At 37.0% G+C, this 13,306-nt stretch carries 9 protein-coding genes; 2 read left to right on the forward strand and 7 right to left on the reverse strand.

What is annotated here, in order from left to right; genetic code table 11:
- Positions 1-225 precede the first annotated feature (225 nt).
- From rbsU to parE, 5 genes are all read right to left on the reverse strand, one after another.
- Positions 226-1,110, reverse strand: a complete 885-nt coding sequence (gene rbsU, locus FFM65_RS03620) for a ribose/proton symporter RbsU (RefSeq protein WP_119317538.1) — start codon at positions 1,108-1,110, stop codon at positions 226-228.
- Positions 1,111-1,474: 364 nt separating this feature from the next.
- Positions 1,475-2,407 carry a manganese-dependent inorganic pyrophosphatase gene (locus tag FFM65_RS03625; RefSeq protein ID WP_119317537.1) on the reverse strand — a complete coding sequence of 311 codons (933 nt, stop codon included), beginning with the start codon at positions 2,405-2,407 and terminating at the stop codon, positions 1,475-1,477.
- Positions 2,408-2,436: 29 nt separating this feature from the next.
- Positions 2,437-3,393: a LysR family transcriptional regulator gene (locus FFM65_RS03630; RefSeq protein ID WP_371851273.1), complete on the reverse strand. Its 957-nt coding sequence runs from the start codon at positions 3,391-3,393 to the stop codon at positions 2,437-2,439.
- A 95-nt stretch (positions 3,394-3,488) separates the two neighbouring features.
- The gene (parC, locus tag FFM65_RS03635; RefSeq protein WP_119317535.1) at positions 3,489-5,930 is read right to left on the reverse strand and encodes a DNA topoisomerase IV subunit A; all 2,442 of its coding nucleotides are present in this window, start codon (positions 5,928-5,930) and stop codon (positions 3,489-3,491) included.
- Between the two features lie 10 nt (positions 5,931-5,940).
- Complete coding sequence (gene parE / locus FFM65_RS03640; RefSeq protein WP_119317534.1) at positions 5,941-7,941, reverse strand: DNA topoisomerase IV subunit B; 2,001 nt, start codon at positions 7,939-7,941, stop codon at positions 5,941-5,943.
- Positions 7,942-8,147: 206 nt separating this feature from the next.
- On the opposite strand from parE, the gene plsY reads away from it, so the two are divergent.
- Complete coding sequence (gene plsY, locus FFM65_RS03645) at positions 8,148-8,771, forward strand: glycerol-3-phosphate 1-O-acyltransferase PlsY (RefSeq protein WP_119317533.1); 624 nt, start codon at positions 8,148-8,150, stop codon at positions 8,769-8,771.
- Positions 8,772-8,822: 51 nt separating this feature from the next.
- Here plsY and FFM65_RS03650 read toward each other — a convergent pair whose 3' ends face one another.
- A complete protein-coding gene (locus tag FFM65_RS03650) occupies positions 8,823-10,604 on the reverse strand; it encodes an ABC transporter ATP-binding protein (RefSeq protein ID WP_119317532.1) in 1,782 nt (593 codons plus the stop codon).
- Positions 10,604-12,322 carry an ABC transporter ATP-binding protein gene (locus FFM65_RS03655; RefSeq protein ID WP_119317531.1) on the reverse strand — a complete coding sequence of 573 codons (1,719 nt, stop codon included), beginning with the start codon at positions 12,320-12,322 and terminating at the stop codon, positions 10,604-10,606. Before FFM65_RS03655 ends, FFM65_RS03650 begins: the two co-directional genes overlap by 1 nt.
- Before the next feature lie 287 nt (positions 12,323-12,609).
- On the opposite strand from FFM65_RS03655, the gene FFM65_RS03660 reads away from it, so the two are divergent.
- The gene (locus tag FFM65_RS03660; RefSeq protein ID WP_119317530.1) at positions 12,610-13,302 is read left to right on the forward strand and encodes a DUF3862 domain-containing protein; all 693 of its coding nucleotides are present in this window, start codon (positions 12,610-12,612) and stop codon (positions 13,300-13,302) included.
- The last annotated feature ends 4 nt before the right edge of the window (positions 13,303-13,306 follow it).

The following is a 13,306-nucleotide window of genomic DNA, read 5'->3' on the forward strand; positions in this document are numbered from 1 at the left end:
AAAAGGAGTTATATTTTAGTTGTCAGATAGGAAATGATATCTGACGAATATACTCCTTAGATATACATTACAAAATATGGTTTTCTCATTAATACTATATACAAATAAATATCCTCCCAATTTTGTATAAATTGAAAAAGATATAGACCAATAAACTTATAAACTCTCTGATATATAACAAAAACACGTTGGAATTAATTTTCCAGCGTGTTTTTTATTTGTATCTTATAAGAAAGCTGTGATAACACCAGCAATAACTACTAGTACTAATCCAGAAATAACCATGACCATTTCTTTACGTGTCTTACTTTCATGAAGGAAGTAAATACTACCTAATGTAGCAATGATAACGTTCATCTGTGAAAGTGTAAATCCAGTAGCTAATCCATTAACATCTTTACGAGATGAAATCAAGTATGTTGCAGCAGCAAAAGCGAAGAAGATACCACTGATGATGTTTAGATAAGTACTCTTTGACTTGTAAGGCTTAGCTTCACGATTGCTCTTAGTAAGAAAACCAAAAACAGTTGCGGCAACTGCCATACCAAAGGCTTGTGGCAAGAAGGCTTCAAATCCATTGATTGTTACTGCTTGTGGAAAGGCTGAATAACCAACATAACCAATTGTAGCAATCAATACTAATGTAATACCTTTAACAACGCCTGATTCACTCTCAGAAACTTTCTTTTCACTGTAAGTAGTCAAGTAGACCCCAATAATGATCAAAAGAATAGCAAAACCACCAAATAGTTTAGCCGTAATACCAGGCCATTCACCTAAAACGATCACACCCCAAAGCGATGTACCGATCAATTGGAAACCAGTTGATACTGGCATAGTTTTCGAAACACCCATCTCAGCAAAGGCGTAGAAAACTAATGATTGAGCAGCTGACCAACAAACACCGGACAAGAAAGTGAATAGCAATGCCTTACCACTTAGAAGTGGTGTTTGAGTAACAAGTGCTACTACAATAGCGGACAAAAATGTACCGTATGTTGAACCAATAATTTGGTTAACTGGCTTTCCTCCAAATTTACCAGTTAAGATTGGGTACAAGCCCCAACCGATCATCGGCATTAGTCCAATTAAAATATTTACCATACTCATTTTTTACAAACTCCCTTTAGTTCAAAATAACAAAGCAATTTTTCAGCAATGTGGATATTATATCAAAAACGAGAATGCGTTTTCAAGAAAAAAGTTCGTTTTCATTAAAAATATCATGATAAATATTTTATTTTTTTGATAACTTTGCATCGCAATAGTATGGGAACCGTTTACAATTATTTAATTATGTTTAAATTATTTTTATTCTGAAAACTAAATAACTCTTTTCGTAAATCGTTATCATAAATAATATTTTACGTTCGAACATATTTAACTTAATTAACTAAGAATGATCTCGCCTACAAAAAAAGCCCTCTCAGGCTATAAAAATACCATCCTGAAAGGGCTAAATTTATTCATCTAATTAAAATTGTTCATTCAATGGAGGAACAACTTGCTTCTTACGTGAAACAACGCCAGGTAAAGCAGCCTTGTTATCTTCAACTTTAGTATTCAAAGCTGTTTCAAACTTGCTGATAGCATCATCGTCACCGATAACAACACCAGTAGTATCACTAGTCAAGATATTAGTAATCAATAGGACAAACAAGTTATATCCTTGATCAGCATTTTCTGCCTTGATATCTTTAACAAAATCAGCTTCACGCTTCAAAGTATTATCAACATCAACAGTATTAACTTGAGCTACACGTACACTTGTACCATTCATGTCAAAACTCTTAGCATCCATGTCGATCAATTCTTGAGTTGACTTGCTGTCTAAGTTTGTACCAGCCTTCAACATTTCAAGACCATAAGTTTCGTAGTCGATTCCAGCAATCTTGCTCAAATCTTTAAGAGCATCGCGGTCTTCGTCAGTTGTTGTAGGTGACTTCAATAGCAATGTATCAGAAATAATTGATGAAGCCATGATAGCAGCAATCTTTTCAGGAATTTCTACTTCTGATTCGTTGTACATCTTCCAAACGATTGTACTTACACAACCTAGTGGTTCTGCACGGTAGTACAATGGCAAATCAGTTTCAAAGTTAGCGATACGGTGGTGATCAACTACGTGAGTAACTTCAACAGTATCGATGTCACTGACACTTTGTTGTCTTTCGTTGTGATCCACAAGCATAACTTTCTTAACTTCCCCATCAATAGCAGAAATTACACGTGGGAATTTCACATCGAAGTGATCATAAACAAATTTTGTTTCTAGGTTAGGTTCGCCCAAAGCTACAGCTTCAGTATTGTAACCCAATTTGTTTTGTAAGTATGAATAAGCAATTGCTGCTGAGACAGCATCTGTATCAGGATTCTTGTGTCCAAATACTAATTCTTTTTCTGGCATGTTGTTTTATACCCCTTTTATAAAATAATTTATCTTGAAGATTTCAAACGATCTATATAACTCATTTTATCTAAGAAATTATCCCATTCATTCAAGAATTCTTGAATCCGTGGAATCTTTTCTTTATCTTCTCGATATACAAATGATAAATCACTTGATATAGCTGGTTCAAGTGGTGTTTGATAAAGTTTAAACATTGATTCGTGTGCAATACAAAAACTCAATGGTAAAACCGTATAAACGTCGTCGGATTCTTGTGTAAACTTCAAAAGTTGATAAGGAGATGAAAATCTCGCAATTACTTTTGGCAAGTCTACTAAAGCATCCCGATAACGTTCTTGCAATAACTCTGAGAAATAATAACTCTTCAAATAAGTTGCCCAAGGTTTTTGTGTTGCATCCTTGTAACAGACTGATTTTTTCTTGCTAAATTTCTCATTATTGTGAATCAACATTATATTATCACTAATAATCTTTTTAGACTTGTAAATCTTCCAACTCTTAATATTTCTATCTGGTAAATACATGATTGCCAAATCGATGCGGTTATTTTGAATACTATCCCAAAGTTCTTTTCGAGTTAACAAATTCAAATCAATCACAACGTTTGGATTGATGCGATTGTATTCGACAATAAAGTCTTCGATCACAACTGATTCAGCTGTTGATAATAGACCAATGCTGATCGTACCGCTTTTTTCTGATGATGCTTGTTGAATTTGATCAGTCACATTGTTGATCAAGTCAAACATTTGATGTGTAGCCTTTAGGAGGGATGTTCCCGCGTCAGTTAAGTAAATCTTCTTACCAACACTATAAAACAATGGAGCTCCCACCACGCGTTCAATTTTTTTGATCTGCTGAGTCAAAGCTGGCTGCGTAATACCTAACATTTGAGCAGTTTTAGTATAACTCATGTTTTTAGTCAACTCGTCAAAGTAATTCAAAGCTTTGGAACTAAAGACTCTTCTTGATTTTTCGTCCAGCAATAAAGAATCCTCCTAATTATTTGTCATAGTAAAAATTAATATATTCAATAAGATAATAATACTATATAACGTAAAACTATGCTCTTTATATCCTATTTTTCTTCAATTTTTTTGACAAATCTAACTGGAATCCCATCAGTTTCCGGATCCATGATAAACGAACCATTAGAATAGCGGTCGGTACTTTGATGACCAGCACGATCGATTTCAATTTCTTTATTAGTGTCAGTGATAATTGCAATCGACTCATCATTTGAAATATTAGTTACTAATTGCACTCGATGTGGATTACGTTTCAATTCACGCAACGTTAAGACACCTCGACGAGCACGGCTAGTTACGGGAATCTCTGATAATTTCATTTGTTTGTATGAACCACGTTGCGTCAATAAAGCAATTTTTTCATTTTCATCAGTTGATAAGAAATATCCAGCCAATTGGTCGTCAGCCTTTAGACTGACAAATTTAACACCAATAGCTTTACCACTAACTACTGGCACTTCAGAGACTGGAAAGGCTGAAGCATAAGAATGTTTTGTAAAGACATAAACTAAATCAGAAGAATCGCTAGCTAAGTAGTAAACGTTCATAACTCTAGCATCAGCTGACTTGATCTTGCAATATTTCGAAGCACGAGACTTATAAGTACGTCCCGGCAACAAGTCACTGAACGCAACTTGTTTGATGTAATTCTCATTCGTAGCAATCAAGAAATTGCCTGTTCCCTTCAAGTCCTTGAAGACGAAAGCTTTGAGAATTGATTCATCAGTGTCCAACCCGACTTGCTGAGACAAGTGAGAACCGGTATCTTTCCAACGACTATCTTCAATTTCAAAAATCTGACGATAGATCAAATTACCCTTATCAGTGAAAATAAAGACGTGATCAAGCGTATTGACGTTTTGATCGATGATTGGATAATCTTCATCCTTTAGACCATTGTCTTCTGGACTAGATGCTTGATAAGAACGTAAACTACTACGTTTAACGTAGCCATCATGACTAACTAATAGACGAACGTCTTCACTAGCAACCATAACTGAAGTATCAACTTCGATTTCTTCAACTTTAGCTTCAATCTTAGTCCGACGTTTGTCAGCGTATGTATCACGAACCGTTAATAATTCTTTTTTGATTACGTTCATCAGAGTTTGGTGATCGTCAATGATCTTGTTCAAAGATGCAATTTGGTCATTCAATTCTTGATCTTCTTTTTCAAGCTCAGTTACATCAGTGTTCGTCAGACGATAAAGTTGCAAGGAAACGATAGCTTCCGCTTGTTCATCAGTAAATTTATATGACTTGATCAAATTATTCTTGGCATCGGATTTATTCTTACTGCCACGAATAGTTTTAATTACTTTGTCAAGAATCGACAAGGCCTTGATCAAACCTTCGACAATATGCAAACGTTTCTTAGCTTTTGCTAGGTCAAATTGACTACGACGTAAAACAACATCTTCTTGATGTTTGATATATTCCTTCAGAATCTGAATCAAACCGACCTGTTGTGGCGACATATCAGCGATAGCCACCATATTGAAGTTATAAGAAACTTGTAAATCAGTGTTTTTAAACAAATAATTCAAAATTCCATTAGCATCGACATCCCGCTTTAATTCAACAACGATTGAAAGACCTTGACGGTCAGATTCATCACGGACTTCAGCGATACCTTCGACCTTTTTGAGAACTCTGATTTCATCCATCTTTTTAACTAATTGAGCTTTATTAACTTCGTAAGGAATCTCTGTAATCACGATTTGTGATTTATGACCACGAATCTCTTGGATAGTCGTCTTAGAACGAAGAAAGACTTTGCCACGTCCAGTTTGATAAGCTTCCTTGATGCCATCTTTTCCTTGTAAAATACCGCCAGTTGGAAAATCTGGTCCTTTAACGATCTTCATCAACTCATCCAAAGTAATGTCTGGATTGTCGATCATTTTAACTGTAGCATCGATAACTTCACCTAAGTTGTGTGGCGGAATCTCTGTTGCATAACCAGCAGAAATACCAGTTGCACCATTAACTAAAAGATTAGGAAATCTAGCTGGCAAAACTTTTGGTTCTTTTTCGGTATCATCGAAATTCCACTCTTCATCGACGGTACCTTTATTGATATCACGTAACATTTCTGTCGATATCTTGCTCAAGCGAGCTTCAGTATAACGCATAGCGGCTGGTGGATCACCATCCATTGAACCGTTATTACCGTGCATTTCAATTAGAGGTTCACGTAATTTCCAATCTTGGGAAAGTCGTACCATAGCTTCATAAATTGAAGAATCTCCGTGAGGGTGAAAATTACCCATGACGTTACCAACACCCTTGGCTGACTTACGGAATCCTTTGTCATACGTATTGCCATCCAAAAACATTGAGTACAAAATTCTACGTTGAACTGGTTTCAAACCGTCTCGAATGTCAGGTAAAGCTCTTTCTTGAATAATTGATTTTGAATATCTCGCAAATCGATCTCCCATGATTTTTTCGAGCGAGATATCTTGAATTTTAGGAGAATTTTCAGTCACTTTTTATCACCTATTCCTTATTCAATAAATCGTCAACGATTTTACTGTCGATTGGATCAGTTGCATCAACTTTTTCAAGGATATTGTCCCCTTCTTCAGTTCCGTTGAAACGAACATTTTCTTCGATCCAATCACGACGTGGTTTAACTTTGTCACCCATCAGGGTAGTTACACGACGTTCTGCTAATGCAGCATCATCGATATTGACACGAATCAAAATTCGATTGGCAGGATCCATAGTCGTCTTCCAAAGTTGATCGGCATTCATTTCACCTAAACCTTTGAATCGTTGCAAGTCGTACCCTTTACCCATTTCTTTGATACCAGCTTTCAATTCATCTGGCGTCCAAGCGTATTTAGTCTTTGTCTTAGCACCTTTACCTTTTTGCAAACGATAAAGTGGTGACAAGGCAATGTATACGTGGCCTGATTCAACTAATGGGCGCATGTAGCGATAGAAGAACGTCAATAACAAAATTTGAATGTGAGAACCATCATCATCGGCATCGGTCATAATAATGATCTTGTCATAATTTCTGTCTTCAAGTTTGAAGTCAGCTCCGACACCAGCACCGATAGTATAGATCATCGTATTGATTTCTTCGTTTTTGTAGATGTCTTCTAGTTTAGCCTTTTGAGTATTCAAAACCTTACCACGCAATGGCAAGATGGCTTGGAATTTTCTGTCTCGACCTTGTTTAGCAGAGCCACCGGCAGAATCACCCTCGACTAAGAATAGCTCATTCTTATCAGGATTCTTTGATTGAGCAGGTGTCAATTTACCAGACAACAACCCGTCAGTTTTCTTGTTTTTCTTACCGCTACGAGTACTTTCACGAGCTTTTCTGGCAGCATCCCTAGCTTCACGGGCTTTGAGAGCTTTTTTGACGAGCATTTGTGCCTGCTCACCATTTTCCATCAAGTAGAAACTCATTTGTTCATAAACTAGTTGATCAACAGCTGATCTTGCTTGAGGAGTACCAAGTTTTCCTTTAGTTTGACCTTCAAATTGCAAAATTTCTTCGGGGATACGAACGGAAATAATTGCTGATAAACCTTCACGAACATCACTACCTTCAAGGTTCTTGCTATTTTCTTTTAATAGTCCGACCTTTCTAGCATAGTCATTGAACGCTTTAGTTAAACCAGACTTCATTCCGGCTTCGTGCGTCCCACCATCAGCAGTCCGAACATTATTAACAAACGAGATAATATTTTCAGAATAACCGTCATTGTATTGACCAGAAAATTCGATCTCAATATCTGAATTAGTACCTTCTACGTAGAAAATTCCACCTAAAGCATCTTTTCCTTCGTTGAGGTATTTAACAAATGATTGAATACCGTCTTCATAGTGGAATACTTCTTCTTTGTCTTCTTCGCCACGTTTGTCGGTGATGGTAAATTTAACACCTTTGAGCAAGAAAGCTGACTCACGAAGTCTTTCAGCTAAAGTATCGAAATTAAATTTGGTTGTTTGAAAGATCGTCTTGTCAGGTTTGAAACTGATTGTTGTTCCACTGCCTTCTTTAGTTGAACCCGTCTTCTTCAAGGTTCCAACGGGATGACCACCATTTTCAAAACGTTCTTCGTAAACTTTGTGATCACGAACGACTCGAACTGTCATCCATTCGGACAAGGCATTTACAACTGATGAACCTACACCGTGTAGACCACCAGACGTTTTGTAACTATTTTCGGAGAATTTACCTCCGGCATGTAGAACCGTTAAGATAACTTCAATCGTTGGACGACCAGATGAATGCATTCCCGTTGGCATTCCTCGACCGTGATCAACGACAGTAATGCTACTATCTTTGTTGATAGTGACATTGATCTCCTTACCAAATCCTGATAGAGCTTCATCGACTGCGTTATCGACAATTTCATAGACCAAGTGATGTAATCCACGTGAATCTGTGGAACCAATGTACATACCAGGTCTTTTTCGTACAGCTTCTAATCCTTCAAGGATTTGAATTGACGAATCATCATAAGATGATTTTGGCATTTATATCATTCCTTTTTCATTTACTACTGCAGTTATTTTAGTATTATAACACTATCCACACTATACGAATATACGTTCGTATTCAAGAGAAATCTTTTATTTTTAGCTAAAATAGTGGATAATGTCTAGGTTGGTATTTATAATTCTTGTAAAACACCATAGAATTACAATATACCAAAAAATAAAGCTGAGAGAGTGATTTTTTAATGAAACTTCTCATTTGTGCCATTTTAGCCTATTTAATCGGCTCATTTCCAACTGCTTATCTAGTCGGAAAGATTTTTTTCCACAAAAATATTTTCGATTACGGTAGTGGTAACGTTGGAACCACAAATGCTTACCGGGTCTTCGGTAAATACGCCGGAACTGTTGTTTTGATAATTGATATCTTAAAAGGAACCTTAGGAGCGTTGATGCCGGTCTTCTTTGGACTCGATCATCATTGGGTTCTTTTCGTCGGAATCTGTGCTGTTATTGGCCACTGCTTCTCTATCTTCTTGAAATTCAGAGGTGGCAAGGCTGTCGCTACTAGTGCCGGTATTTTACTAGCTTACAATCCTTTACTATTTACGATTTGTTTTATCGTCTTAGCAACAATCGTTTATGTTACTAGTATGGTCAGCGTGGCTAGTTTAACAACCGTACTCTTCTTTACTGTCGCTTCGTTATTTTTGCACGACTGGATCTTAACTACCGTCGCTGCTATTGTTACCGTTATTATTTATGTTCGTCACATTCCTAATATCAAGCGATTACTCAAAGGCAAAGAAAACCTCGTTCCAATCGGTCTACAGTACAAAAAGCAACAAGCTAAGAAAAATCAAAAATAATTCTACAAAAAAGCAGGTCGAGAAATTAACTTCTCAACCTGCTTTTTTTGACTAATTTGTGACCATTTGATCTTTATAAAGACCGGCATAAAAACCATCTTCTGCCAAAAGGGTTTGATGATTACCTTGTTCAATAATATTTCCGTCTTTTAAGACTACGATTTTGTCAGCGTTTAAAATCGTCTTCAAACGGTGAGCAATAACAAAACTCGTCCGTCCTTGAATCACCCGATCCATCGCTGCTTGAATATTTGCTTCAGTAACTGTATCAACGTTAGAAGTTGCCTCATCCAGAATCAACAACTGTGGATTAGTCAAAATCGTTCTTGCAATCGACATCAGTTGCTTTTGACCGGCAGAGAAAATACTCTGTTCATCTGAAACTTTTGTATCATAGCCATCAGGCAAACTCATAATAAATTCATGAATATTGGCTTGCTTAGCGGCATCAATCACTCGATCCATTGAAGCACTGGGATCACCGTAACGAATGTTATCAGCAATCGTCCCTGAGAACAATTGAGGATCTTGCAAAACGATCCCTACGTTCTTACGCAACTTCTGTAAGTCAAATTGACGAATGTCCACACCATCGATGGTAATAGCACCACTGTCGACGTCATAGAAGCGATTCAACAAATTCATGACCGTAGTCTTACCTGAACCAGTTGGACCCACTAATGCAACCATTTCGCCCTTGTGGACTGAAATAGATACGCCATGCAAGATTTCTTTGCCCGGTAAGTAGCTGAAATGCACATTATCAATTTGTAGTTCTTTTTTGATGCCGTCCAGCGACTTGCCATCTTTTGGTGCAATTTCATCAGGTTGGCTTCTCACTTCATCAACCCGACGAGCTCCAGTGATAGCTAGTTGAATCATCCCGTACAAACTAGTTAAAGACATGATTGGTTGATAGTATTGCTGTGCGTAGTTTACGAAGACTACGACTAAGGCCAAAGCTGCTCCAGTCGACATCGTACCGTTTAAAGCAAACCATGAACCAAAGAAAATAACGATTGCTGTGTTCAACAGTGACATCCCTTGCATCAAAGGATTCAAAACCCCAGACCAAATTTGACCAGACATAGCCGATTTACGAACTGTTTGGTTGTGTTTCAAGAAACCTTTAATCGAGTCCTTTTGTAAGCCGTTAGTAATAATGACTTTTTGGGCAGTGACTTGTTCATTGATATAACCGTTCAATTTACCGATATCATCTTGTTGACGATTAACTGCTACACCAGCTTTTTTCATCACAAATCCCGCTACGATCAAGGCTACTGGCGTTGAAGCCATCGTTACCCAAGCCATAGTGACGTTTTGGTTGAACATAACAATCAACAAACCGATAAACTGTGCCACTGACAAGAAAATTTCAATCAGAGCTTGATTCATCGCATTGAAGATATTATCTAAATCAGACGTATAACGAGCTAAAATATCGCCATCACTGTGAGAATCAAAGTATTTAACTTGCATCCGTTGCATTTTTCTAAACATTCCCACACGCATAGTACCGGTAGAGAAGGCTGTAATTCTAGCCAAGATCCAACTGGCAATCAAAAGCGTTGATGCATCCCCAATATACAAACTCAAATAGATCCACAATGTTTTATGGAAATTTCCTAAACTGGCATTTTCACGAGTGGCTGCATCAGTCCACTGTTGTAAGTAAGTCGTTAACTCTGAAACTGCTTTTCCTAAATAAGTTGGGGCAATAACGATACAGGCAGTTGAAATACCAATCAAGATAGATGTCATTAAGAACCCAAACCAGTATTTTTTCAAATAATGCCAATAGTATTTCCCAGCATTTTTCAAATCACTCATTATTTTGCCCCCTCTCTAGCCTTTTGTGTCTTGTAAATTTCTTGATAAACAGCATTATCAGCCACTAACTGATGATGATTGCCGTTACCAACTATTTGTCCATCATCCATGACTAAAATTTTATCGGCACGAATAATTGAAGAAATCTTTTCAGCTATTACGACTGTTGTAGTGTGTTGCAAATCTTTATCCAATGCTTCTTGAACTAATTTTTCTGATTTAGCATCAAGAGCTGAGGTCGCATCGTCAAGGATCAAAATCTTTGGATTAGCGATAACCCCTCGAGTGATAGAAAGACGTTGTTTTTGACCACCAGAGAAGTTAGATGAACGCTCTTCAACGGGCGCATCATAAGTTTGTGGTAAACGTTCAATAAATTCAGATGCTTGAGCGATATTAGCAGCCCATTGCATTTGTGTAACGGTTGCATCTTCTTTTACTTGACGCAAGTTAGCTGAAATCGTTCCGGAAAACATCGTTGAACGCTGCAAAACATAGGCAACCGTCTCACGAAGAGATTTTTCTGGCAATTGTTTGATATCAACTCCGCCAATTTTAATAACTCCAGAATCTGGGTCATACAACCGCGCAATCAATTGTGCCAAAGTCGTTTTACCTGATCCAGTAGCACCAACGATACCTATCATTTCACCAGCTTTAATCGTGAAAGAAACATCTTTTAAAGTTGGTTCATCATCGCCTGGATAAGTGAAACTAACATGGTCAAATTCGATGTCACCAGCGACTGGTTTATCATCACCTTGAACATAATTCATACTTGGATCAGTAGCCATAACCTCTCCAATTCGTCCTAGTGAGATATTAGCTCTAGAAGCTGCAATCATTAAGAAACCACCGTTGATGACCGCAAATAAAATCTGCATCAAATAAGAAATAAAACTAGTAATAGCTGCTAAATACGTTGGATGTGTCGTCACATTTTGTCCAACAATGTAAATTGCTATAGCAACAGCAATATTTGCAGTTAAAAAGAACGCTGGCATTAAAATAGCAAAATTATAACCAATCTTAGCTGTAACTTTCGTTAATTTATCTGATACCTTTGAAAATTTTGCAATTTCATTAGGCTCTTGGACGAAAGATTTAACAACTCGAATTCCCATTAAATTCTCACGAGCTACAGTATTGACATCTTCGATATTTTGTTGAGTTTGACCAAAGTAATCGCTCATCTTCTTGTATGAGTAAAAGCTGACACCTAAAACGATAATCATCATACCAATCAAAACCCACCACTGCTGTGGCATTGTTACCATCGCTAAAATAAATGCTCCAAGAAATAGCAATGGAATTCGACTGATCTGTTGGAACCCAGCCATGACGATCTGTTGGACTTGATTAATATCATTAGTCATACGCACGACTAAATTGGATGCTGAAAACTTTTCAACATCCGCATATGCAAAAGACTGCACTTTGTTGTATAAATCAGCACGCAAATCAGTGGCTACGCCCAAAGCAACGTGTGCTGAATAAATCGTATTGATAACCCCAGCAATAATACCGATAATTGCTAGACCTATCAAAAGGATTCCTTGTTGAAAAATAGTTGCTTTGTCACCTTTTAAAATTGCATTCATAACGACTTGTAACAATCTTGGCTGCCAAAGTGTCGCAAAAACTAAAGCAATAACTGAAATGACCGCAATATAAGCGTCTTTTCGATAGCGCTTAACATATGGAATCAATACCTTCATAAATAACCTCCCTCTTTCATTCATCCAGTAAAAAAAAAGACACTCAGTAGAAAAACTACTTAGCATCTTGTCTGGTACAATTTTTTGGACCCTCCGATGAAACCTAAACTGAATGAAAACGTTAGTAGAAATAGTACACTGAAATAATATTTTTATCAAGAAAGATACATTACAAATATAAAAAATATTTTTAAAATATAAAATTTTTCCTAAATAAAATCACTTTTATCGATTGTTACTGATAAAATGAATTTAAAGCGTTATCATTTCGGGGAGGGATTAGATAGATGGATTCAAACAATTTACCAACTAGAGCTCAATATCGCTCACAAAAACGCCACAAGCATTTCTACAGCCGTTGGTGGTTCTGGTTAATTATTATTATCATCGTTGTAGCCAGTGGTGCCACTGTCGGAATGAAGATTACTGCTACTGGTCCTTTCAAAGAAACCACCACTAAAGTCGAAAAAAAGCACACTACCAAAAAGAAAGTTAAAAAACAAACTGGCGTAACCTTTTATCAATACAATGGGATTTACTTAAACGAAACTAGTGGAACGCCAATTGAAACCGTTCACAATATTTTAGGCAAACCTTCTTCGACTTCTATCACTGAAAATCAGGGCGTAAAAACTGAATTAGATACTTGGAATGACGTTCAAAATGGTCAATTAGGTTCCACCCTCAAGGTTAGTTTTGCTAACGGACATGCTATCAATAAGGCTTTGAATGGTTTAAAAGTTAAACGCTCAGAAAAGTTGGGCTTAGACGCTTACAGTTCAGTCCAAAATGGGCAGTCCATTGATGCTATTCATACTAATTTAGGAAAACCTAATAGTTATAGTGAATCGCTTGCTAATGGCAAATCAGTCATCAATTATACTTATTCATCTAATGTTTCTGGTGATACGGGAGCAAATTTTGTTGTTACCTTCACGGATGGTTCAGTGAGTGGTAAGAGCCAATCAGGGATGGAATAATCTC

This window comes from Companilactobacillus formosensis, assembly GCF_005405305.1.
In the GTDB taxonomy this organism is placed as follows: domain Bacteria; phylum Bacillota; class Bacilli; order Lactobacillales; family Lactobacillaceae; genus Companilactobacillus; species Companilactobacillus formosensis.